Raw genomic sequence first — 24,016 nt, forward strand, 5'->3', positions numbered from 1 at the left:
CAGACACTTCTCTTGTTTTTTTAAGAGACTACCAGCGCTGCCCACCTATGAAAAATATCTAAATAACGGTGTTTGGATACTTTAAAAATATGACTGTCACACCCCTGTCATGCTGCGCATGCGTTCGCCCATCAAGTGCCAGGCCTCGGGGTTGAGCAGATGCGGTGGACGCTCGCCGCGCAGGATCGCGGCAATCTGCGCCGCCGACGAACGCGCCACGTTCCGCCGACCACCGTGGGTTACCCCGGCGGTATGAAAAGTCGCGACCAGATTGGGCAAGGTCAACAACGGTGCCTGCTGCGCTGGCGGCTCGCAGGCCCATACGTCCAGCCCGGCGCCACTCAGGTGCCCACGACTCAAGGCGTGGTACAAGGCCTCCTCGTCATGAATTCCGCCCCGGGCCGTCGACAGGAACACCGCCCCCGCTTTCATCGCCGCAAACTGCTCGGCGCCCATCAAGTGCCGGGTGCTCGCGTTCAATGGACAGTGCAGCGAGACGAAATCACTACGCCGCAACAATTCCGGCAAGGTCACCGGCGTGGCGCCCTGGGCCAGTATCTGTTCGGAACGCAGGTAAGGATCGTAGGCCAATACCTCCAGGCCGAAGCCGGCGGCGATACGCGCCACGCGACGCCCGATCTCCCCCAGCCCGACCAGGCCAAGGGTGCGGCCGTGGATTTCTTCGCCCATCAGGTCTTCGCGGCTGAACCCGGTGGCATGGCGCAACTTCCGGTCGGACTCGACGATGCGCTTGACCACCGCCAGCAGCAGGCCAAAGGTGTGTTCGGCCACCGAATGGGCATTGGCCCCGGCCTGGTTCACCACGACAATCCCCGCGCGGCTGCACGCAGCCACATCCACGGTGTCGAAACCCGCACCGCCTGAAGACACACAGAGCAGGCGTGGGCACTGCTCGATCAGCGCCGGGTTGACGTACCACTGTGCGGGCAATTCATCCTTGGCCGCCGACACATGGTAGGCATGGGCCTGGCTCAGCGCGGCCAGGGTGTGAGCGTCGTCGCCCTGGCGCGGCAATACCTGCAAGGCCAGCTGGGGATTACCGTGGATCAGCTCGTCGAACACTGGACTGATCCAGAAATCCAGGCGGCAGACTTGCATGACAGCTGAGAACGCGTTCATCCGGGCTCCTAGGGTTGAGGGTTGGCTGGGGTCGAAGGACGCGGCTCGACCATGGTGAGCAAGATGGCGAAGGTGATCAGCGAGCACACCCCCAGAAAGCCGAACACTGCGTCCCAGTTGAAACTGTCCAGCAGCAGCCCGACCACGAACGGCGCGAAGGCACCGCCCAGGGAGCCGCCGGTGTTGACGATGGACGCGGCGAACGGCACGCGGTCCTTGGTCGCCAGGCCCATGGGGTACACCAGGAACGTGGAATAGCCGATGTTCAGCAAAATGCCCGCCAGCAGGAACACCACCGACAGCAACAACGGATCGTTCGGCGCATTGAGCAGCACCACCATCATCAGCACCGTGGCCAGCGAACTGATCAGCATCGCCGGTTTGCGTCGGCGGTCGAACACTCGGTCCGACAGCCAGCCGCCCAGCAGGTTGCCGATGATCGCGCCGACCCAGGGGGCTGCGGCGACCATGCCCATCTTCAATACAGGATACTGCTTGACGGTAATCAGGTAGGTGGGGATCCAGGTCATGATCGAATACGTGATGCCCACCATCAGGAAGTACCCCATGGCGCAGGCCCACACGTTCCACGAGGCGAGGATGCTCTGGTTGTCGGCCAGCAAGGGCATCTGACGGGTGCGGATCAGCCGGTCGAACCACGCCGGAATGCGTACTCCGGGCTGGATCAGTGAATGGCCATGGGCATCGGCGCCCTGGATATGCTGCAACTCGCTGGGCGAGCAATGGCGGCTGTCGGCCGGGTCGTCCTTCACCAGCCACCACCACAGCAGCGCCACGAAGAACCCCGGCACTGCGAAGAGGTAGAACACCTCACGCCAGCCATACAGGTGCACGATATAGGCGCACAGCGGCGGCACGATGGCCGGCGCGAACTTGGCCGCCGACATGAAGATACCCGTGGCCAGGCCCTTCTCGCTCGCCGGGAACCAGCGGTTGATGACCGAGACGATGCCGATGTTGATCGGCCCTTCCGCCGCACCCAGCAAGGCCCGCGCGAATTTGAGTTGCAGCACGCTGCTGGTAAAGCCGATGAGCAAGGTGGCCAGGGAGGTGAGCACCAGCGATCCGGTCAGCAATTTGCGAATGCCGAAACGCCCGAACAGGTAGCCGGCAGGGATCTGCACCAGGGCGTAGGTCAGGTAGAACAGACTGGCCAGGGCGCCGATATCGGTGTTGCTCAGGTGGTATTCCTGCTTGATGAACGGCACCACCACGCCGATGTTGGCGCGGTCGGCGCCGGCCACCATGTAGGCGAGAAAAAACAGCGCTGCGACCACCCAGCGAAAATGGCTGGCGGGTTTGGAATCGGCTTTCATGGGTTCACCGGTTTTCTTGGAATTATGGACGGCCCCGCCAGGCAGAAACCTCACCGCAGGAGGCCGTGAGCGGGATAGTGCCGATGAAATTCCAGTAGACATAGCGATATTCCATGAACTAAAAACATTCCAAAACCAGATGGAATATCGCCTGTGCCCACCTTCAAACAACTGGAAGCGCTGGTCGCCGTGGTCGATCACGGCACCTTCGACGGCGCCGCCAATCGCCTGGGTCAAGTGCAGTCAGCCATCTCCCGGCAGATCCAGGAGCTGGAACACTGGCTGGGCTTTGCACTGTTCGATCGCACGGGCCGTGGCGCGCGAGTCTCGCCCCTCGCCGCTCCGGTGGTGGCCCAGGCACGCGCCGTACTGCTCCAGCGCGACATCGTCAACAGCTGCCTGATCAGCCCCGAGGTACTGAGTCGCAAACTGCGCATCGGCCTCACTGAACTGAGCGCCCTGACCTGGCTGCCGCGCCTGATCCAGTCAATTGCCAGCCACTACCCCAAGGTGCGCATCGAGCCGGAAGTCGACCTCAGCGTGCGCCTGCATGGGCTGTTGATGGCTGGCCAGGTCGATGTGATCGTGGTGCCCGACGCGTTCAGCACCAACGGCCTGATCCGCGTGGCGCTGGATGAGGTCCATAACAGCTGGTTCTGCGCACCCGGCCTGCTCGATCACCGGCAGCCGCTGGCACTGGCCGACCTGAGCCGCCACACGTTGCTGACCCAGGGCAAGCTGTCGGGCGCCGGCGTGCTGGTGGATCACTGGCTGGCCACCCATCAAGCCAGCCCCAACGCGTACATCCCGTGCAGCAGCCTGGCGGCGCTGATCGGCCTGACGGTGTCTGGCCTGGGCGTGACCTACCTGCCCGACGCCACCGCCGCACCGTACTTGGCCAGCGGGCAGCTAGTGAAACTCAGGGTCGAGCCGCAACTGCCCTCCACGCCTTACGTGGCGTTGGCGCGGGCCGACAGCTACAGCCCGTTCCATCGGCATGTGGTGGAGCTGATGGTCGAGCAGTGCGACCTGCAACACACCTACGGACGGCTGGCATGATCAACGTCAAACAGATCGAAGCGTTCTACTGGACGCAAAAACTCGGCACCCTGCAACGCGCCGCCACGCGCCTGTTCATCACCCAGTCGGCGGCCACCAAGCGCTTGCAGGAACTGGAAAAACAAGCGTGCCTGCCGCTGTTCGAAGCCCACGGCCAGAAAGCCCGGCTGAGCGCCAAGGGTGAAGAATTGCTGGAAGCCAGCGAAGGCTTGATCGACAGCCTGGCCAAGCTGGAGGCCCTGCGCGGCGCCACCCACCAGGCCCGACGCACCGTGCGCATGGGCCTGACCGAGCTGGTGACCATCACGTGGTTCACCCACTTCGTCGCCCGCGCCAAGGCCCGCCTGCCGGACATCGAACTGCACCCGGACGTGGACCTCTCCGCGCGCCTGCAACGCAAGCTGCTGGATGGCGACCTCGACCTGGTGGTGATCCCGCAGGACTACGTGACCGCCGCCATGGCCGCGATCCCGTTACAGTCCATCGCGTTTACCTGGCTCGCGCCGCCCCGGCTGTTTCCGGCGGGCACCACCCTGTCGCTCAAGGAGTTGGCGCTGTGGCCGATCATCGTGCAGGGCCGTGACTCGGGCATCACCCAGCGCTGCGAACAACTGTTCGCCGAGCAGGGCCTGGAGTTCAATCATGTGTACGGCAGCAACAGCCTGTTTGCCTTGCTCGCGCTCATTCGCGCCGGGGTGGGCATCAGTTGCTTGCCGCGAAGCCTGTTCGTGGACGAGATCGAGCGCGGCGAATTCCAGGAAGTGGCGCTGGAGGTGCCACCCGCGCCCGTCAACTACCAGTTGGCGTTCCTCAAGCATGGGCGCAGCGAGTTGATCGAAACGCTCGCTACGCTGGCTCGGCAGGCCGCACAGGGGGATGACGAGGGCTAGGGGCTGTTTTCAATGCAGCAGCACCGAGTATCAAGGCTTTGGGTACAGCGCCTAGAACAGCAACCGGGAAAAATCACAATGCGCCTGCGCCATGCGCACCACGTCCTGGTTCAGGCCGAACTGACGGTCGGCGCGGTGCACCGCCACATAGCGCACGCTGGGCAATGCCGGCTCCGTGACCAGCGCACGCAACGCGCCCTGCTCGATCAAGTGCGACAGGCAGGCCTTGGGCAGGTAACTCACGCCAATCCCCGACAGCGCCAACCCCACCTGCACCAACAGGTTGTGGCTGGTGAGCGTGCGCGGCAGTTGCACGTTGTTCGCCGCCAGCCAGCGCTCGTAGATCAGGCCGGTGCCCGACTGCGCGCCCTGGGTCAGCACGGTGTAGCGGGCCAGCGTCTCCAGGCTGACCGGGTCGGCGTCGGCGATCAGCCCGGGGGCGCAGATCCAGGCGTTTTCCACACTGTGCAACGGGGTGCCGAGAAAGCGCGGGTCGTGATAGACCTCCGGCGCGATCACCAGGTCCAGTTGATCGTTTTCCAGCTTGCGAAACAGCTCGCTGCTCAGTTCCACCGAGGGTTCGATCTGCACCTTGGGGTACGCCTGGCGCAACGCGTCCACCAGCGCCGGCAACCAGGTCAGGGCAGTCAGTTCGGTGACGCCCAGGCGAAACCTGCGCACCAGCACTTCCCGGGCGCTGACCCGTTCGAGCAATTGGTCGCGGCGCTTGAGCAGGTCCTTGGCATGGTCGAGCAGTTCGGCGCCCTTCTCGGTGAGCCGGGCGTTGCGTTTGCTGCGGTCGAAGATCTCCACCTCGAAGGTGTCTTCCAGCTCCTGGATGCGCTTGGAAATCGCCGACTGGGACATATTCAGTTTGTTGGCCGCCGCTTCGAAGCTGCCCAATTCGGCGATCCAGAACAACGCGTCGATTTGCTTGAAGGTGATCACGGCGGCCACTCATGACAAAAAGCGATGCTAACACATCATAAAATATCGCTAAAACTGCGCATTCATCGCGCCTAAGATCCGGCCATCGCCCTCGCTACCCGAACTCTGGAGATGTTCCATGGCCCTGCCCGGTTCCCGCATCCTGCCCAACGCGCCGCTGGCGCCCGCCGAACTGGTGGACGCGTTCGCCCACGTGGTCACGCCGCATATCAGCGACAACCTCGGCCGACACATCGGCGCCCGTGGCCTGACGCGCTACAACCGCACCGGCAAGCTGGTGGGCACCGCAATCACCGTGAAGACCCGCCCCGGCGACAATCTGCTGATCTACAAAGCCATGACCCTGCTGCAACCCGGCCACGTGCTGGTGGTGGACGGCCAGGGCGACACCAACAACGCGGTGATCGGCGAACTGGTCAAGCTCTACGCCCAGCAACGCGGCTGCGTGGGGTTTGTGGTGGACGGCGCGATTCGTGACGTGGCCAGCTTTGAACACACGCCCTGCTACGCCCGCGCCGTGGTGCACACCGGCCCCTACAAAAGCGGCCCCGGCGAAGTGAACGTGCCGGTGTCCATCGGCGGCATGCTGATCCACCCCGGCGACCTGGTGGTGGGCGATGAAGACGGCCTGGTGGCCTTCTCCCAGGCCGACGCCACCGAAGTCCTGCGCCGCGCCGCGCAACATGCCGAGCACGAAGAAGCGGTCAAGGCCGAGATCGCCAGCGGAGCGGTGCGGCAGACTTGGATTGACAAGGTGTTGGAGAAGGCGGGGTTGGGGGATTAAAGGGTCGAGCACCCGCAAGCCCGTGCCAACCCCACACACCGCCGCGCCAGAATCGTGGTGGGATCGACCAGCGCCACCTGATAGCCATTGATCGAGTACGCCTCACTGTGCGCCAGCACCAGCGGCAACTCGGTACACCCCAGGATCAGCACCCGTGCGCCCAGTTCGCACAGGTGTTCGGCCGCCAGCAGCAATTGCTCGCGGCACAGGCCTTCGGTGAAGCCGGCCTTGATGCCGCGTTCGCCGTAGATCGCGTCCATCACCATGGCCTGGTAATCCCGCCCCGGGGTGATGATCTGCAGGCCCGAGCGTCGCGCCGCCTGGTGGTAGACCTGGCTTTGCACGGTTCCGGAAGTGGCCAGCAAGCCGACCGCCTGGCCGCTGCCGTAGGTCTGGACGATCCACTCCACGGTTTCGCCGAGCATGTTGACGATGGGCACGCGCAGGTGCGTCTGGATCCGCTCGACGAACGCATGGGCGGTGTTGCACGGAATTGCGATGGCCTGGGCGCCGGCGCTTTCCAGGCGTTTGCAGGTGGCGTACAGCGCCAGCGTCGGGTCGGTGTCGTCGTGCAGCAAATTGGCGGTGCGATCAGGGATCTGCGGGTTCTGCTCGACCACCATCTTGATATGGTCCTGGTCCTTGCCCGCCGGGGTGTGGGCGACCACTTTGCCCATGAAGTCCACGGTGGCCGCCGGGCCCACACCGCCGACGATGCCCAGTTTGAACGGCGGGCGCCGGGACGGGCCGTCGGCGTGGGTGGCGAAGTCGGCATAGATCTGGTTGATGTCCAGCACGCCGACGCCCCGGCGTTGCAGGTCGACGCAGACCAGTGACAACTCGGTCATGCCCGGCACGATCAACGTCGCGCCTTGGGCCTGCAACGACAGGCATGCCTGATATACCGCCTCCAGCGGCACGCCTTCCAGGTGCCCGTCCTTGATGCCGTTGACGCCATACATGGCTTCCATCAGCGCGGCCTGTGCGTCGGCGTCCGGGTACACCAGCTCGAAATCCTGCCCAAGGCTGTCTTCGAACAACCCACAGTGGCGCACGAAGTCCGAGGCAACGATGCCCAGGGATGTGCCCGGCGTAACATGCTCGCGGATGTGGCTGACCAGCGCCTGCATCATGTCCAGTACCGGAATGCCCAGTTCCTGCTGAATCTCCTCGCGAAAGGTGTGGCTGGCGAAACACGGCAGCAGTACGGCATCCACGCCGCTGTTTTCGAAGGTCTTGCACACCTGGAACACATAGAACTTGCGCGAAGTCATGCTGGCGTTGCGGTCCAGGGGCAGCAACACGTCCTTGAACGGGTGCTGTTCGAACAGGAAATGGTAGCGCCCCTGGTCTTCCAGCACCGCGCGGGACTTGACCAGTTTGTAGAACAGATCGCCACCAGCCAGGGAACCCAGCCCGCCGACGATGCCCAGTCGGGAAGTGCGGCTCATGTGCGCACCCCTTGCGGCAGGTCGGCGGGTTCGTCCTCGACCTCGGATTTGGCCACCACCGCCGTGGCGATGCTGTTGCCCACCACGTTGGTGGCGGTGCGCGCCATGTCCAGGAACTGGTCGATGCCGATGATCAGCAGCAGTCCCGCTTCCGGCAGATTGAACATCGGCAGCGTCGCCGCCACCACCACGACCGAGGCCCGCGCCACGCCGGCCATGCCTTTGCTGGTGATCATCAGCGTCAGCAGAATCAGCAGTTGCTGGGTAAAGCTCAGGTCGATGTTGTAAGCCTGGGCGATAAACAGGATGGCGAACGCCTGGTACATCATCGAGCCGTCGAGGTTGAAGGAATACCCCAGCGGCAGCACGAAACTGGAGACCCGCTTGGGCGCGCCGAACTTCTCCAGGGCTTCCATGGTTTTCGGGTAGGCCGACTCGCTGCTGGCGGTGGAAAACGCCAGCAGGATCGGTTCGCGAATCAGCTTGCCCAAGGTGAATACCGAACGTCCGAGGAACAGGTAACCGGCGGCGAACAACAGCCCCCACAGCAAGGCGATGCCCAGGTAGAACTCGGCGATCAGCTTGGCGTAGTCGGCCAGCAGGCCCAGGCCATTGGTGGTGATCGCCGATGCAATCGCCGCGAACACGCCGATGGGCGCGAAGGCCATCACGTAGTCGGTGATCTTGAACATCACCTTGGCCAGTTCGTCCACGGTGTCAGTGATGCGCGTGTAACCGGCGCGCTTCACCCCGGCCAGGGCAAAGCCGAAAAACAGTGAGAACACCACGATTTGCAGGATCTCGTTATTGGCCATCGCCTCGGCGATGCTGCGCGGGAACACATGGCTGATAAACGCCTTGAGACTGAAATCGCCGGTGTTCACCGGCACCGCCGTGGCGTGCTGCACCACTTGCATGTTCAGCCCGGCACCCGGCTGAAACAGGTTGACCAGCGCCATGCCGAGCATCAGCGACACCAGCGACGCGGTGACGAACCACAGCATCGCACGCAGGCCGATGCGTCCCACCGAGCGCGAGCTGCCCATGCTCGCGATGCCGCCCACCAGGGTGGCGAACACCAGCGGCGCGATGATCATCTTGATCATGCGCAGGAAGATATCGGTGACCATCGAAAAATACCCGGCCAGCTCCCTGGCGCCTTGCTCGCTGCCTGCAAACTGGTGACACGCCCAACCCACCAGCACGCCCAGGGCGATGCCGGCTGCAATGCGACGGGGGAGTTTGTTCTTCTTCACAGGTGCGGCCCTCAGCTGGTTTTTGTTGTGTGCCACAAATTCTAGGGACGGCCCGCGAATGCCATGATGAGTAATCCGGCTAACCCCATGCGCTTTTGGAATAGTTTGCAAAAACCCGCGCCGGGCCTGGCGGCGGCGACATACACTCAGGGCTCACAGGCTGGAGAACAGGCATGCAGATCAAATGGCTGGACGACCTCTTGGCGATCGCCGAGTGGAAGAACTTCTCCCGCGCCGCCGAGGTGCGCTGCGTGACCCAATCGGCGTTGTCACGGCGCATTCGCTCGCTGGAAGAATGGGTCGGCGTCGAACTGGTGGACCGTGGCACTTACCCGGTGCAACTCACTGCTGCCGGCACCGCCTTCTGCAACGAAAGCCGCGACGCCCTCGCCGGCCTGCTGCGCTTGCGCGCCAGCCTGCGCGAAGTCGAGCGCATGCCAGGGCGCTCGATCCAGGTGACCGCCGGCCACAGCCTGTCGATGACCTTCCTGCCCAAATGGCTCGCGCAGTTCCAGCGCCAGACCGAACAGTTCAATGCGCGGGTAGTGGCCGCCAACATTCATGACGCCGTGATCGCCCTCGAAGAAGGCAGCTGCGACCTGATGATCGTCTACCACCACCCGCTGGCGCCGATCCTGCTCGACCCGGAACGCTTCGGCAGCCTGGCCCTGGGGCACGACGCATTCATCCCGCTGTGCGCACCGGACAAACGCGGCCGCCCCCTCTATCGCCTGCCCGGCAGCGCGGCCAAACCGGTGCCGCACCTGGCCTACACCGCCACCACTTTTTTGGGGCGCGTGGCCGAAATCGTGATCAAGAACGGCCCCGCCCCCGCCCTGCTGGAGCGCTGCTACGAAGCCGACATGGCCATGCTGCTGATGCGCATGGCCATCGAAGGCTACGGCGTGGCATGGCTACCGCAAAGCGCCGTGGTGGATGAACTGGAGCGCGGCCTGCTGGTGCGCGCCGGGGGCGAAGAATGGAGCACCCGCCTGGAGATTCGCTCGTATTGCGCGATCGCCAATCAGAACCCGACCATGCGCAAGTTGTGGCGGACGCTGGAGGGGTGGCGGGCGGCGCCGCTCGCGCTGTGACCGTTTAGAGCGCAGGCACCTCCCACCCGCCCCCCAACGCCCGCACCAACTCAACCGTCGCGCGGGCCCGTTCGCCGTTGGCCTGGATGAGTGACTGGCGATTGCCCAGCAAGGTACGTTGCGCGTCGACCACCACCAGGTAGTCGACGTCGCCTTCGTCGAACCTGGCCTGGGCGGAGCGGGCAAAGCGTGCCGAGGATGCCTCGGCGTGGCGTTGTTCGGCGATCTGGCTGTCCAGGGTTCGCACCGAGACCAGGGCGTCTTCGACTTCGCGGAACGCTTGCAGCACAGTCTTGCGATAGTCGGCCACGCGTTCTTCGTACACAGCCTGGGCGCGGGTGATGTCTGCATCGCGCCGTCCGCCATCGAACAGCGGCAGGCTCAACGCGGTACCGACCAGCGGGCCGAGCAGGAAGGTGCGTTGTGACCAGTGGCTCAAGTGCCCCAACTCTTGCGACTCGTAACCCAGGGCGCCGGTCAGCGACAGCGCAGGGAAGAACGCGGCCTTGGCCATGCCGATCCTGGCGTTTTCGGCGGCCATCGCGCGTTCTGCCGCGGCGATGTCGGGACGTCGCTCCAGCAAGGTCGACGGCAGGCCGGCGGGCAACTGCGCGGTGACACTGTGCAATGGCTGTGGCGCCAGCGCAAAGTTGGCCGGTGGTGTGCCCAGCAAGGTTGCCAGGGCATGGGAGGTCAAGGCGAGCTGGCGCTGCACCGCCAGATGCTCGGCGCGTGTGGCAAACAGCTCGGTTCTCGCCTGGTCGACCAAGTAGCTGGCAACGGCGCCGTCACTGAGCCTGCGTTCGAGCAAGGTGGTCGCGTCTTCTCTGAGTTTTACCGTCTCTTGCAGCAGGCGTTGTTCGCCCTCCAGTTGCCGCAGGCTGAAGTAGCTCCTGGCGACTTCGGTTTGCACCAGCAACAGCATCTGGTGCGCCAGCGCCTCGGACTGCGCGGCGTCGGCCCGAGCGGCAGCCACACTGGAGGACACACGGCCAAACAGGTCGACCTCGTACGCCATGCTGACCTGCGCGCGCCACAGGGTTTGCGTGGTGCCCGCCAAGCGATCACCGCGCCCGTCAGCTGCGCCGGAGGTGCGCTGACGCGTGGGGCCGAAGCCTGCGTCGATGTCGGGGAAACGCTGCGACTCGCTGCGCGACGTCAGGGCGCGCGCAGCCTTGAGACGGGCCATCGCGATGGCGACGTCCGGGTTGGCCTCAAGCGCCTGTTGCAACAGTTGCTCCAGCTGCGGGTCGCCCAATACGCACCACCAGGGCGATGGTTTTTGCTGGTCGGCAGGCCGCGCCGGCTGCCAGCGACCAGGGTTTTCCAAGGGGTTCGAGGGTTGCGGATCAACCTCCTTGAAGCGGGCCGGCACTGGCCATTCAGGCCGGTTTTCGGTGGGTGTAAGCGAGCACCCGGTCAGCACCGCCAGGCCCATGGCAATCGCCAGTTTCAGGCTGGACGCACGTGCCGTTCGCCCTTGCGTGTGAGGTTGATAAGTCATGCCTGATCCTCCGAGCGTGGCTGCCCGATGTGATGGGGAACGAGCGCTGGCGATTGATGGTGAGCCGCGGAACGCAGCGGTTTGCCTTTGCCCAATGCCCTGACCACCACGTAGAACAACGGCGTGAGGAACAGGCCGAACAGGGTCACGCCGATCATGCCGAAGAACACCGAGATGCCCATGGCCTGGCGCATCTCCGCACCGGCACCGGTGGAGGCGACCAATGGAATGACGCCCATGATGAACGCCATGGAGGTCATCAGGATCGGCCGAAGGCGCAGGCGGCAGGCTTCGATGACCGCGTTGAGCGTCGAGTGGCCGGCCATCTCCAGTTCACGGGCGAACTCAACGATCAAAATCGCGTTCTTCGACGCCAGGCCGACCAGCACGATCAGACCGATCTGGGTAAAGATGTTGTTGTCCCCCTGGGTCAGCCACACGCCCAGCAATGCCGAGAACACACTCATGGGGATGATCAGAATGATCGCCAGGGGCAGTGTCAGGCTTTCGTATTGGGCGGCCAGCACGAAGAACACCAGCAGCACGCACAGCGGCAGAATCCACACCGCCGTGTTGCCCGCGATGATTTGCTGGTAGGTCAGGTCCGTCCATTCGTAGGTCATGCCGGCCGGCAACGTTTCGCTGGCGATGCGCTCGATGGCCGCCATCGCCTGGCCGGAGGAATAACCCGGCGCCGGGCCGCCGCTGACGTCCGCTGCGGTGAAACCGTTGTAGCGCACGACCTGGTCGGGGCCGTAGGTCTGGCTGATTCGCGCCAGCGACGCGATCGGGATCATCGCGCCCGTGGTGCTGCGCACATGCAGTTGACCGATATCCTCAGGGCGATCGCGGAACGGGCTGTCGGCCTGCATGCGCACCTGGTACACACGGCCCAGGAAGTTGAAATCGTTGACGTAATACGAGCCCAGGAAGGCTTGCAGGGTGTTGAGCACGGCGGGCGTATCAACCCCCAGTTGTTGCGCCTTGACGCGGTCGATGTCGACCTTCAGTTGCGGCACATTCACCGTGTAGGTGGAGAACAGCGCGCCAAGTTCCGGGGCTTCGGACGCTTTTTTGATGAACGCCTGGGTGGCCTGGTAAAGCGCTTCGTAGCCACTGTCTGCACGGTCTTCGATCTGCAGCTTGAAACCGCCCAGGGTGCCCAGGCCGAACACCGGCGGCGGCGGGAAAATGCCGGTGAAGGCATTGCCGATGCTGGCGAACTCACGTGCCAGGTCGGCGGCGACCTGGTTGGCGCTGATGCCCTGGCGCTCCTTGAACGGCTTGAGCAGCACAAAACTCAAGGCCGTGCTCGAACTCTTGGTCACCGCATTGATCGACAGGCCGCTGTAACTCGAAGTCCCCATGACCGCCGGGTGCTTGAGCGCGATCTCGTTCATGCGATTCATGGTCGCTTCAGTGCGATCCAGGGTCGAGCCTTCGGGAAGCTGGGCGAGGCTGACCAGGTATTCCTTGTCCTGGGCCGGTACGAAACCGCCCGGCACGTGGCCGGTGAGCCACGCGGTCGCCGCCAGCAACACGACATAGACGCCGAGCATGGCGCCCTTGCGCTTGACCACGCCGCCCACGCTTGCGCCATAGGTTTCGGAGGTGCGCTCGAAACGCCGATTGAAACGGGTGAAGAAACGCCCGAACAGCTTTTGGGTCAGACGGGTGAGCGCATCCGGCGCCGCGTTGTGCCCCTTCAGCAGCAGTGCCGACAAGGCCGGCGACAGGGTCAAGGAGTTGACCGCCGAGATCAGCGTGGAGATGGCGATGGTCACGGCGAACTGCTTGTAGAACTCTCCGGTCAAGCCGCTGAGGAACGCCAGGGGCAGGAACACCGCCGAGAGCGTCAGCGCGATGGCGATGATCGGTCCACTGACCTCGCGCATGGCCTTGTAGGTGGCTTCGCGCGGGCTCAGGCCGCAGGCGATGTTGCGCTCGACGTTTTCGACCACCACGATGGCGTCATCCACCACGATACCGATGGCCACCACCAGGCCGAACAGCGACAGCGTGTTGATCGAGTAGCCGGCCAGCAGCAGGAAGGTGAAGGTGCCGACAATCGACACCGGCACCGCCAGCAGCGGAATGATCGATGCGCGCCAGGTCTGCAGGAACAGAAACACCACCAGCACCACCAGCGCCACGGACTCCAGCAGCGTTTCGATCACCGCATCGATGCCGGTCTGGACGGCCCGGCTGGGCTCATACACGACGCGATAGATCAGGTCTTCGGGGAAGTCTTTTTCCAGCACCTGCATGACCCGGTGCACTTCCCGGGAAATCTGCAACGAGTTGGCGCCCGGCGCTTCCTGCACGGTCACGGCAACCGCCGGCGCATTGTCCAGGGTGGCGCGAATGCCGTAGTCCTCGGCACCCAGTTCCACGCGCGCCACATCGCCCAGACGGGTGACGGCGCCACGCGCGTCGGCCTTGATCACGATGCCCCTGAATTCCTCGGGGGTCTTGAGGCGGCCATCGGCGTTGACGTTGAGCTGGAACGCGGTGTCGGACGGCGTGGGCGCACTGCCGATGGTGCCCACCGCCGCCTGGATATTCTGGCGGCGAATGGCGTCGGCGACATCGTTGGCGCTCAGGCCGCGCTCGGCCAGTGCATCGGGATTCAGCCAGACGCGCATCGCGTAGCCACCAGGGCCCCAGATCGACACCTCGCCGACACCGGGAATGCGCGCCAGCCGGTCCTTCACATGCAGGATGGCGTAGTTGCTGACGTAGTTGTTGTCGTAGGTGCCTTTGGGCGAAACCATGTGCACCGCGATGGTGATCACCGGCGAACTCTTCACCGCCGTGACGCCCAGGCGTTGCACGTCTTCGGGCAAGCGTGCCTGGGCCTGGGAGACCCGGGTCTGCACGAACTGTTGAGCCTTGTCCGGGTCGGTGCCCAGCCTGAAGGTGACCGTGAGGTACAGATGGCCGTCGCCGCTGGCCTTGGAGTCCATGTAGAGCATGCCTTCCACGCCGTTGATGGACTGCTCCAGCGGCGCGGCGACGGTTTCCGCGATGGTCTTGGCGTTGGCGCCGGGGTATTGCGCATGCACGACCACCGAAGGCGGGATCACTTGCGGGTATTCCGACACCGGCATGTTGAACGCCGAGACGATGCCCGCGAGCAGAATCAGCGCGGAAATCACGCAGGCGAAGATCGGGCGATCGATGAAGAACTTGGAGATGTTCATGGTCGATCCCCACCGAGGCTGCTGACGCTGGCGTCGGCGGTCTTGGCCGGTGTCGCCTCCACTTCGGTGCCCGGCGGCGCGCGGAAAGCGCCGTCGATAATGATCCGGGTGCCGGGCTCGATGCCCTTGAGCAGAATCCGCTCCCGGCCCTGCACGGCCCCCAGTTCCACGAAGCGGCGTTCGACCTTGTTTTGCGCGTTCACGATGAGCACGTAGCGACGGTCCTGATCGGTCCCGATTACCGCGTCATCGACCTTCACCGCCTCATACGTCACACCGGCCTGCACCCGCACCCGCGCTTGCAGGCCGGGCAGCATCTGTGCGCTCGGGTGGCTGATCAGGGCGCGGACCCGTACGGTTCCCGAGCGGGTGTCCATCTGGTTATCCAGGGCTTCGAGGGTGGCGGCGTAGGGAAAGGCGCTGTCGTTGGCCAGGCCGACGCTGATCCTCGGCTGCGCAGCGGCCCGGAGCGATGGCGCGATCAGGCTGAGGTAGCTTTGCTCGTCCACGTTGAACGACGCGTAGAGCTTGTCATCGGAAACGATGCGGGTCAGGGGCGCGGACTCCCCGCCTGCGCCAATCACATTGCCTTCGGTGATTTCCGCCCGGGAAACCCGCCCGGTGATGGGCGCCCGAACCTGGGTGTAACCGAGCTGCAACTGCGCATGGGCAAACTCGGCCTGGGCGGCACTCAACGTGGCGGCGGCGACACGGGCCGCATTGTCGAGGACGTCGAAATCCTTGCGGGCGATAGAGTTGGACTCAAGCAACCGGCGCCCCCGGGCCTGCTCGGTCTGCGCGAGGCGTTGGCGCTCGGCGACCGCAAGCATGCGGGCCTGGGCCTGACGCATCTTCGCCTCATAGGGCGCCGGATCGATGGTGAACAGCAGGTCGCCCTTGCGTACGTGCTGGCCCGATTTGAACTGCACGGCCAGCAAGGTGCCTGGCACCCGTGACCGAATATCCACCAGGTCCACGGCCTCAAGGCGTCCGGTGTAGTCCTGGGTGTCGGCCACAGCGTGCTGAATGGCGCTCTGGTAGGTCACGACGGGAAGTCCCGACGCGGCTTCGGCATGGACGTGCGATTCGCTGCTCAGGAAGACGCCACCGGCGACGAGCAGCCCGATGGCAGCGGCGAGAACCGTGCCCGGGTGTTTCTGGAAAGGCTTCATAGGAGATGCTGACGAGAGTGAACAGCCCTCAAGTCTGAGGAGTGCGCACATGGACATCTAGGCTGGAATCTGGGTAACTTTATTGCCTTGAATAGAATAATCTGGCGAACATCCTGCCAGCTTGCCTGAGCCAAAGGGCTTCCAGCATGAATACGCGGCAGCTATTGCCTGTTTTGCAATAAATTCGAACGCGGAGCGTTACAGTGGATCGCCTTCAATCAATGCGCATTTTTGCCCGCGTCGTAGAAATGCACAGCTTCACCCGTGCAGCGGAAAGCCTGGCGCTGCCGCCTTCCCGAGTCACCAGAGCCGTGAAGGAACTGGAAGCGTTTTTGGGCGCGAGTTTGTTGCGACGCACCACCCGCCACATCAGCCTGACGCCGGAAGGCACGCTGTACTACGACCATTGCAGGCGCCTGCTGGCCGACATCGAGGCGGTGGAATCCAGCTTCCCAGGTTCGGCAGGCCAACCGCGCGGTCGCCTGCGCGTCGACATGACCCTGTCACTCGCGCGCCTTGTGGTGCTGCCATCCATCAAGGATTTCCAGGCCCGGTTCCCCGAGGTCGAACTCACCTTGACGATGTCCGATCGCACGGTGGAACTGGTTCAGGAAGGCATTGATTGCGTGATCCGCGCCGGTACGCCGGAAGATTCGACCACCTTGGTGGCCAAGCGGATTGGAGGCTTCGATTGGGTCGCATGCGCCTCGCCCGAATACCTGAGCCGCCACGGCACGCCGACGTCACTGGACGACTTGGCGGAGCATCACGCGGTGGGCTATCTGTCCAGCCGTACGGCCCGCACCCTGGAATGGAAATTCGTGGTGGACGACGAAGAGCGCTGCGTCAGGATGCAGGAACGTCTCATCGTCAACGACACCGACGCCTATGTGACCTGCGGCCTTGAAGGCCTGGGCCTGATACGCCCGGGCAGCTACATGGTGCGCGACCACCTGCTGAGCGGAAGACTGGTGCCGGTCCTCACGCAGTTTCATGCGCCGTCTGTGCCGCTGTCGGTCATTTATCCCAAGAACCGTCATCTTTCACCCACCGTTCGCGCTTTTGTCGATTGGGTGGGTGAGGTTGTTCGGGGGGTGGAGCCGAGTTGGCGGCATGGCGCCTCAGATCAAGCGCATCCTGGGCGACCGGGATAGCGTCGGGATGTCAGTGGTTTCTCGTCAACGTTTAGTCCGGCGCACCCGGGAGGCTCAGCAGCGCTCGATAGACTGGCCTCAAGAACATGCTCCAGCGGATCAAGCTTGCGAGTCGATAAACTCAAGCATCATCTCGTTGCCATCAAGGATGTCCGTGCAGATGGCCTGCCTGGCGGCAGCACCGTCTCGATTCTTCAACGCATTCAAGACTTCCCAGTGATGCTCGATGGCGACACGCTCCGAGAAGTGGTCATAAGCGAGTGCAAGTAACGGGCCGGTGCGCATCCACAGGCTGTCGAGGAACCCGCGCAACAGCGGCATTTGAGCGATTTCAGCAAAAAAGAAATGAAAGCTCTGGTTGAGCTTCAGGGCCTCGGCCATGTCTTCCCTGTGGATTGCATCAAGGTTCGCGCGGATGTTGTCTTCGATCCGCTGCAAGTCTTCATCCGTGACGATTTGCGCAGCCGACTCCGCGGCAAGCCCCTCCAGGGCCAGGCGCACCGAGCGAATTTCCAGGTATTGCTTGCGAGTCAACGAGGGCACCCGGATGTCTTTAGGGGTCCGCATGACCAGCGCCTGCTCTTTGGCGAGTTGCAAAATGGCGTCGCGAACAGGCGTGACGCTTGTGCCCAGCTGGGTGGCCAAATCCCGAATCCGAAGTTTGTCGTCTGGCTTGAGCTTGCCGCTGACCAAGGCTTCGCGCAGCGATGAATAAACGCTGGTGCCTAAATACGCGTGTTTTATTTCGCCAATTGGATAGCTCATATCAGATCCGAGTGAGGGAAGGCTCTATTGGGCAGGTTTTGGAGATCCTGGCCACAGCAGGCTGCATCATCGCGGTTTTACAAGAAAAAAACCAGCTACACAACATGATGCATCATGCATTAAGATTCATGTGTCATTCCCCCCAACCCGCGAGAAGACCATGAACAAGACACGCTCTGAGTTAGCCCAGAAAGACATCCGCCACCACCTGCACCCCTACACCAATGCCAGGGCCCACCAGGAGGCCGGACCTCTGATCATAGAAAGGGGTGAAGGGGTGTTCGTTTTTGACGAAGACGGCAAGCCTTACATCGAAGCCATGGCGGGCCTGTGGAGCGCGGCGTTGGGGTTCAGCAATAAACGTCTGGTTGCCGCCGCCGAAAAGCAGATGTCGACGTTGCCGTTCTATCACCTGTTCGGGCACAAATCTCATTCGCCCAGCATTCAGCTCGCGGAGAAACTGATCAGCATGGCCCCTGTGCCGATGAGCAAGGTGTTTTTCACCAACTCGGGGTCCGAGGCCAACGACACGGTTATCAAGCTGGTCTGGTACCTCAACAACGCCCAAGGCAAGACCGCTCGAAAAAAATTCATCAGCCGAATCGGTGGTTATCACGGGATCACATTGGCCAGCGCCAGCCTCACTGGGCTGCCAGCCAACCAACGAGGCTTCGATGTGCCACTGCCCGGTTTTCTGCATGCAGGCAACCCGCATCATTATCGCAACGCATTGCCGGGCGAAACCGAAGAGCAATTTGCTGATCGCCTGGCCGCCGAACTCGATGCTTTGATCGTGCATGAAGGCGCACATACCATTGCCGCCTTTGTCGGCGAGCCTCTGATGGGCGCGGGCGGTGTGATTGTGCCGCCACGTACTTACTGGGAAAAGATCCAGAAGGTGTGTCGCAAGCACGACATTCTGATTGTTGCGGACGAGGTGATTTGCGGCTTTGGCCGTACCGGGCAGATGTTCGGCAGCCAGACCTACGGCATTGAGCCGGACATCATGATTTTGTCCAAACAGCTGTCTTCGTCCTACCAACCCATTTCAGCCATCCTGATCAATGAGCGGATTTACGAAGGCATTGCCGATCAGACCAAAAGCTTCGGCGCGCTGGGTCATGGCTTTACCGGCGGAGGTCACCCGGTCGCGGCGGCGGTTGCATTGGAAAACCTGAAAATCATTGATGAAGAAGACCTGGTCGCCCGCGCAGCGCACATGGGCGAAGTGCTGCGTCGCGGGTTGCAGCAGTTCAGTGATCATCCGTTAGTGGGTGAAGTGCGTGGCGCAGGTTTGATTGCCGCCGTCGAGTTGGTTGCCGATCGCGCCACCAAGACGCCTCTTGAGGCAACCGGGACGCTTGGCCGCTTCCTCGCTGGACGCGCACAGGAACACGGCATGATCACCCGAAACATGGGCGATGCGATTGCCTTCTGCCCTCCCCTTATCATTTCGGAAGTCGAAGTACAGTCGCTCCTGGACCGCTTTGGGATGGCCCTGGATGACACTAGCCGATGGGTCAAGGGTTAACACAGAAGCTAAAAAGCCCGACCACCAGGTCGGGCTTTTTTGTAGGCGGACCGGTTAGACCGGACTCTTAAGTTCAGGGCTTGTTGGTGGGGCGGTGGAAGCCACCGCGATTTCGCCGAACGGGTTCATCGACATTTTGGCGTCGGCAAGGTCGACGCCGGAATCGTCCGCTTGCTTGATGGGGTCAGAGAACGCTACTGGTGCGCAGGCGTTCATTGCGTCGACGCAACCACTCCATTAACAGCAGAAGCACTGCGGAAGCCGCCACCATCAAGGTCGCTGCGGCGGCGATCGTCGGGTTGAGGTTCTCGCGAATCCCACCGAACATCTGCATCGGCAAGGTGCGTTGTGCGGGGCTGGCCAGGAACAGCGTGACCACCACCTCATCGAAGGACGTGGCGAATGCGAACAAGGCGCCGCTGATCACGCCGGGGGCGATCAGCGGCAGCATCACCTTGCGAAACGTCATGAACGGCGGTGCGCCCAGGCTTGCGGCCGCGCGTGAGAAGTTGCGATCGTAACCCTGCAACGTCGCTACAACCGTTATCACCACAAACGGAACACCCAGCGCGGCATGTGCCAGCACCAATCCCAGGTAACTGTTGAGTAAATTCAGGCGGGCAAAAAAGAAATACAGTGCCACTGCGATGATCACCACAGGCGCAATCATCGGCGATATTAAAATCGCCATGATCAATCCCTTGCCACGAAACTCCCCACGCGAAAGCCCGACCGCCGCCAGTGTTCCCAGCGCGGTCGCCAGCAATGTCGCCGCCGGCGCGATGACCAGGCTGTTGCGCAATGCGCGCATCCACTCCTGTGAGCCAAGAAACTCCTGATACCAGCGCAAAGAAACCCCGCTCAACGGATAGCTGAGGAAGGAGCCTTCATTGAATGACAGGGGCACGATCACAAGGATCGGCACCACCAGAAAAATCAGCATGCCCAAACTGAATACGCTGAAGACCGGCGCCCAGAGGCGCTCAATCCATGTGGAATGATGGTTCATTAAACACCTCATGCACGTTGGGCGGGGTTGGCTGGACGGGTGACGCGTGAATACACCCAATAGAGCAACAGAACGATGACCAGCAACTGGCTGCCCAGGGCTGCCGCCATGCCCCAGTTGATCGTGGTATTGGTGTAGAAGGCTACGAAATAGCTGAGCATCTGATCGCCCGGACCACCCAGCAATGCAGGCGTGATGTAGTAACCGATGGCCATGATGAACACCAGTAACGCACCGGCAGTCACCCCCGCAAAGGTCTGTGGCACGTAGACCGTCCAGAACGCTCTGAATGGATGCGCACCCAGTGAAATCGCAGCACGGACATAGTTGGGCGAGATGCCTTTCATGACCGCGTAAAGCGGCAAAATGACGAACGGCAACAGAATGTGGGTCATCGAGATGTAAACACCGACCCGGTTGAATACCAGTTGTAAGGGTTGCTCAATCAAACCGAGGCCGATCAGCGAATTGTTGATCAACCCACCATTCTGCAACAGCACGATCCAGCCCGCAGTTCGTACCAGCAACGAGGTCCAGAACGGCAGCAGCACCATGATCAGCAACAGGTTGGCGCGGCCGCTCGGCTGTCTGGCCAGCCAATACGCCACCGGATAACCCAGCAACACACAAAACAGCGTGACGATGCCGGCCATCCACAAGGTGCGCAGCAGCACGGACAGGTAAAGCGCCTGCCCTTTGGGCAGCTCAACGATAGCGCCGGTTTCAGCGTCGACCTGACGATCAAATGCCGCCAGCAAGTAGAGGGCCGTTACCGGGCGCCCTGCCCGTTGAATACTGCGCCATGTGCTGGGAGCCGCCCACATCGTCGATTGGGAAATCAACACGCGACTCACCGATTCAACACCGGGATCGGGCAGCTTGCGCACCGTCAATGAGAGCAGTGTCCGGAAGCGACCATCCTCATAACCCAATCGCTTGATCAAGCCCGGAATCTGCCCCTGGTTTTTGGCGACGGATAAATCATTGACCAAGGCCACATAGACTTTTTCTTCCGGCCGCTCCTTTCCATCCCAGTTTTGCAATGCCTCAAGTGTGTTCGGCAGTGCGTTGCCGACTTCCGGATTGTCCAGGCTCCTCCAGAGAATATTGCCAATGGGAAAAACGAAGCTGATCAGTAGAAACAGCAGCAAGGGGGCGATCAATAGCATTGAACGCTTGCGGTACGCACCTTCTGCAAGCAGCAAGCGCTGCTTGAGCGAGGAGGCCTTTTCAGTTGAGTGATCGATAGCCGTCAGGCTGACTTCTGACATGCTGGTCTCCAGAGATATGGCTGAACCGGCTTCAGGAAAACTGAAGCCGGTAGATACGGGTTAATTCGCCGCCCAGGCGTTGAATCGTTGCTCCAACTCTTCGCCGTGCTCGATCCAGAACTCCGTGTCCACACCGCGAGCACCTTTGAGGTTCTCCGGCGCCGTTGGCAAATCAGGGCGTACCTTTGGATCAATCTGCGCGATGGCTGACGTGTTTGTAGGGCCATAGGGAATGGTCTCGGCAAACACTTTCTGATTTTCAGGGCGGCTGGCGAAGGCAATAAACTGCTCGGCCAACGCCTTGTTTTTCGAACCCTTGACGATGGCCCAGCTGTCCAGATCGTAGAGACTGCCATTCCACACAATCGAGAAAGGATGGCCTTCTTTCTGTGCAGCCGTCACTCGCCCGTTGTAGGCGGACGTCATCACCACATCCCCCGAAACCAACCATTGCATCGGCTGCGCACCGGCCTCCCACCACTGAATGCTGGACTTGATCTGGTCCAGCTTCTTGAATGCGCGATCCACCCCTTCCGGGGTACCCAAAACGTTGTAGAGCTGGCCGGGTGAGACGCCATCGGCAAGCAGGGCGATTTCCAGCGTGAACTTCGCGGTTTTGCGCAAGGCACGCTTTCCCGGGTAAGTTTTCACGTCCCAGAAGTCCGCCCAACCGGTGGGGGCCTTTGCCAGTTTTTTCGAATCGTAGGCCAACACCGTAGACCAGATGAAAATCCCGGCGCCGCACTCGTTGACCGCCGAATCCACGAACTGTTTTTTGTCACCCACTTTGGACCAATCCAGCGGTTCGAAGAGCCCTTCGCTGCAACCGCGCACCAACTCAGGGCTCTCGACTTCGACGACATCCCAACCGACCTGGCCGGTTTCAACCATGGCTTTGATCTTGGCCATTTCGCCATTGAACTCGCCAGCTTCGATGTCGGTCTTGCTGGCTTTGGAAAAAGGCTGATAGAACGCCTTCTCCTGGGCCTGCTTGTTGAGCCCACCGAAGGACACCACTGTCAGTTGCTGAGCCTGTACCTGGCTCATAACGCCTGTCATCAGTACCAATGCTGCTATTTTCTTGAACATGGAAACGCTCCTCTGCAGTGTTTTTGGGCAATGTTTTAATGAACGACCAACGGATCAAGCGCACTTGCGTCGTGACTGAACCAACTGACAGGGATCGAAATACCGGTAGACCAATCGTCCTGCATTTCGGCGATGGGGATTTTGGCGGTGAATGCGTTTTGGCCCGCGACGTTAAGCCTGACCCGAACGTGATCGCCCAGATAAATCAGTTCCTCGATGCGCCCGGGGAGGCTATTGGAAGACGTTTTGTCGAGGCCCACACGCTCTGGCCGAATGGAGAGCGACGTCGCGGCGCCCACTGGCAAGCCCGTAGCAGAGCGGGCGCCCACTTCTGAGCCGTCGGCCAGGCGAACCCGGCACTGCGTTCCAGAGACGGAAATGATGGTGCCAGGCAGCGCGTTGTTTTCGCCGATGAAATGCGCGACGAAAGAATTGCCGGGGTGCTCGTACAGCGCTTTCGGCGTATCGATTTGCTGGATGACGCCATCGTTGAACACCGCAACCCGATCGGACAGCGTCAATGCCTCTGCCTGATCATGGGTGACGAACACCACCGTCAAACCCAACTGTCGATGCAGACGACGGATCTCCAGCTGCATCTGCTCACGCAACTGTTTGTCCAGAGCGCCCAGAGGTTCGTCCATCAGCACCAGGCTGGGTTCGAACACCAACGCACGGGCCAGGGCGATCCGCTGTTGTTGTCCACCGGAAAGCTGGGCCGGATAGCGTTCGGCCAAATGGCCTAGCTGGACCATGTCGAGTGCACGCTTGACCTTCAGTTCGATATCGGCATTGCCAAGGCGCCTCACCTTCAGCGGAAACGCCAGGTTCCGTGCAACGGTCATGTGGGGGAATAGCGCGTAATTCTGGAAAACCATTCCAATCCCGCGCTTGTGCGGCGCCACCGTGTGCAGTGGTTGGCCGTCGAGCAGAATCTCGCCCTCTGTCGGCGTTTCAAAACCTGCCAGCATCATCAGGCTTGTGGTTTTTCCCGACCCCGAGGGGCCAAGCAACGTGAGGAATTCACCGCGCTGGATGTCCAGGTCGAGTTTTTTTACCACCAACTGTTCGCCGTCGTAGCTCTTCTGCACGCCTCGGAAGCGGACATAAGGGGAGGCAGTCTTCATGGCTTCACCTGCTTTTTTGTTGTTTTGAAGTTGGAGCTCGGGTTTGCGCGGTTTCATTTTAATCACACCTTCGATCATGATGCATCATGTTTTATACTTCAAAATCACAGCATAATATGTGCCAGCCTCCTCACGCTCAGCGAACAAGAGAGGCATTCGAGGACCCAACGGGAGGGATGCATCAGAACGACGCGGCAGGCAGAAGAATAAATTGACAGCGTCAGCTTTTAAA

19 protein-coding genes are annotated in these 24,016 nt (G+C 61.9%); 6 read left to right on the forward strand and 13 right to left on the reverse strand.

The window, feature by feature from the left end:
- Positions 1-96: 96 nt before the first annotated feature.
- Complete coding sequence (locus tag ACW9IB_RS07310; RefSeq protein WP_457412974.1) at positions 97-1,140, reverse strand: hydroxyacid dehydrogenase; 1,044 nt, start codon at positions 1,138-1,140, stop codon at positions 97-99.
- Positions 1,141-1,148: 8 nt separating this feature from the next.
- Complete coding sequence (locus tag ACW9IB_RS07315; protein ID WP_457365976.1) at positions 1,149-2,477, reverse strand: MFS transporter; 1,329 nt, start codon at positions 2,475-2,477, stop codon at positions 1,149-1,151.
- A 153-nt stretch (positions 2,478-2,630) separates the two neighbouring features.
- On the opposite strand from ACW9IB_RS07315, the gene ACW9IB_RS07320 reads away from it, so the two are divergent.
- Together ACW9IB_RS07320 and ACW9IB_RS07325 are read left to right on the forward strand one after the other, a co-directional pair.
- Entirely contained in the window at positions 2,631-3,536 is a 906-nt protein-coding gene (locus ACW9IB_RS07320; RefSeq protein WP_457412976.1) for a LysR family transcriptional regulator, read from the forward strand.
- Positions 3,533-4,426, forward strand: coding sequence for a LysR family transcriptional regulator (locus ACW9IB_RS07325; RefSeq protein WP_457412977.1), 894 nt, complete (start codon positions 3,533-3,535; stop codon positions 4,424-4,426). Before ACW9IB_RS07320 ends, ACW9IB_RS07325 begins: the two co-directional genes overlap by 4 nt.
- 51 nt (positions 4,427-4,477) lie before the next feature.
- Here the strand turns inward: ACW9IB_RS07325 and ACW9IB_RS07330 are convergent, their stop codons facing one another.
- Positions 4,478-5,374 carry a LysR family transcriptional regulator gene (locus tag ACW9IB_RS07330; protein WP_457365979.1) on the reverse strand — a complete coding sequence of 299 codons (897 nt, stop codon included), beginning with the start codon at positions 5,372-5,374 and terminating at the stop codon, positions 4,478-4,480.
- Positions 5,375-5,492: 118 nt separating this feature from the next.
- Here ACW9IB_RS07330 and ACW9IB_RS07335 point away from each other — a divergent pair, with 118 nt between their 5' ends.
- A complete protein-coding gene (locus tag ACW9IB_RS07335; protein WP_457412979.1) occupies positions 5,493-6,158 on the forward strand; it encodes an RraA family protein in 666 nt (221 codons plus the stop codon).
- Here the strand turns inward: ACW9IB_RS07335 and cuyB are convergent.
- Together cuyB and ACW9IB_RS07345 are read right to left on the reverse strand one after the other, a co-directional pair.
- A complete protein-coding gene (cuyB, locus tag ACW9IB_RS07340; RefSeq protein WP_457412980.1) occupies positions 6,155-7,609 on the reverse strand; it encodes a cysteate racemase in 1,455 nt (484 codons plus the stop codon). The genes ACW9IB_RS07335 and cuyB overlap by 4 nt on opposite strands.
- Positions 7,606-8,865, reverse strand: coding sequence for a dicarboxylate/amino acid:cation symporter (locus ACW9IB_RS07345; RefSeq protein ID WP_457412981.1), 1,260 nt, complete (start codon positions 8,863-8,865; stop codon positions 7,606-7,608). The genes cuyB and ACW9IB_RS07345 overlap by 4 nt, the downstream gene beginning before the upstream one ends.
- Before the next feature lie 173 nt (positions 8,866-9,038).
- Between ACW9IB_RS07345 and ACW9IB_RS07350 the strand changes: the two genes are divergently transcribed.
- The gene (locus tag ACW9IB_RS07350) at positions 9,039-9,959 is read left to right on the forward strand and encodes a LysR substrate-binding domain-containing protein (protein WP_457365983.1); all 921 of its coding nucleotides are present in this window, start codon (positions 9,039-9,041) and stop codon (positions 9,957-9,959) included.
- A gap of 4 nt (positions 9,960-9,963) precedes the next feature.
- On the opposite strand, the gene ACW9IB_RS07355 is transcribed toward ACW9IB_RS07350, so the two are convergent.
- From ACW9IB_RS07355 to ACW9IB_RS07365, 3 genes are read right to left on the reverse strand one after another with little or no spacing between them, the layout of a single operon-like run.
- On the reverse strand, positions 9,964-11,463 hold the full coding sequence (locus ACW9IB_RS07355) for an efflux transporter outer membrane subunit (protein WP_457412983.1): 1,500 nt from the start codon (positions 11,461-11,463) through the stop codon (positions 9,964-9,966).
- Positions 11,460-14,666, reverse strand: coding sequence for an efflux RND transporter permease subunit (locus ACW9IB_RS07360; protein WP_457412985.1), 3,207 nt, complete (start codon positions 14,664-14,666; stop codon positions 11,460-11,462). Before ACW9IB_RS07360 ends, ACW9IB_RS07355 begins: the two co-directional genes overlap by 4 nt.
- Complete coding sequence (locus ACW9IB_RS07365; RefSeq protein WP_457412986.1) at positions 14,663-15,838, reverse strand: efflux RND transporter periplasmic adaptor subunit; 1,176 nt, start codon at positions 15,836-15,838, stop codon at positions 14,663-14,665. Before ACW9IB_RS07365 ends, ACW9IB_RS07360 begins: the two co-directional genes overlap by 4 nt.
- A 203-nt stretch (positions 15,839-16,041) precedes the next feature.
- On the opposite strand from ACW9IB_RS07365, the gene ACW9IB_RS07370 reads away from it, so the two are divergent.
- Entirely contained in the window at positions 16,042-16,992 is a 951-nt protein-coding gene (locus ACW9IB_RS07370) for a LysR family transcriptional regulator (protein ID WP_457412987.1), read from the forward strand.
- 99 nt (positions 16,993-17,091) lie between these two features.
- Here the strand turns inward: ACW9IB_RS07370 and ACW9IB_RS07375 are convergent, their stop codons facing one another.
- Positions 17,092-17,757 carry a GntR family transcriptional regulator gene (locus tag ACW9IB_RS07375; protein ID WP_457365985.1) on the reverse strand — a complete coding sequence of 222 codons (666 nt, stop codon included), beginning with the start codon at positions 17,755-17,757 and terminating at the stop codon, positions 17,092-17,094.
- A gap of 160 nt (positions 17,758-17,917) precedes the next feature.
- Between ACW9IB_RS07375 and ACW9IB_RS07380 the strand changes: the two genes are divergently transcribed.
- The gene (locus ACW9IB_RS07380; RefSeq protein ID WP_457412989.1) at positions 17,918-19,288 is read left to right on the forward strand and encodes an aspartate aminotransferase family protein; all 1,371 of its coding nucleotides are present in this window, start codon (positions 17,918-17,920) and stop codon (positions 19,286-19,288) included.
- 184 nt (positions 19,289-19,472) lie between these two features.
- On the opposite strand, the gene ACW9IB_RS07385 is transcribed toward ACW9IB_RS07380, so the two are convergent.
- From ACW9IB_RS07385 to ACW9IB_RS07400, 4 genes are read right to left on the reverse strand one after another with little or no spacing between them, the layout of a single operon-like run.
- Positions 19,473-20,309 carry an ABC transporter permease gene (locus tag ACW9IB_RS07385; RefSeq protein ID WP_457366026.1) on the reverse strand — a complete coding sequence of 279 codons (837 nt, stop codon included), beginning with the start codon at positions 20,307-20,309 and terminating at the stop codon, positions 19,473-19,475.
- Positions 20,306-21,568, reverse strand: a complete 1,263-nt coding sequence (locus ACW9IB_RS07390) for an ABC transporter permease (RefSeq protein ID WP_457412991.1) — start codon at positions 21,566-21,568, stop codon at positions 20,306-20,308. The genes ACW9IB_RS07385 and ACW9IB_RS07390 overlap by 4 nt, the downstream gene beginning before the upstream one ends.
- Positions 21,569-21,628: 60 nt before the next feature.
- Positions 21,629-22,657: an ABC transporter substrate-binding protein gene (locus ACW9IB_RS07395; protein ID WP_457412993.1), complete on the reverse strand. Its 1,029-nt coding sequence runs from the start codon at positions 22,655-22,657 to the stop codon at positions 21,629-21,631.
- Between the two features lie 35 nt (positions 22,658-22,692).
- Positions 22,693-23,784, reverse strand: a complete 1,092-nt coding sequence (locus tag ACW9IB_RS07400; RefSeq protein ID WP_457413029.1) for an ABC transporter ATP-binding protein — start codon at positions 23,782-23,784, stop codon at positions 22,693-22,695.
- Between the last annotated feature and the right edge of the window lie 232 nt (positions 23,785-24,016).

Source organism: Pseudomonas sp. SDO524_S393 (genome assembly GCF_054071875.1).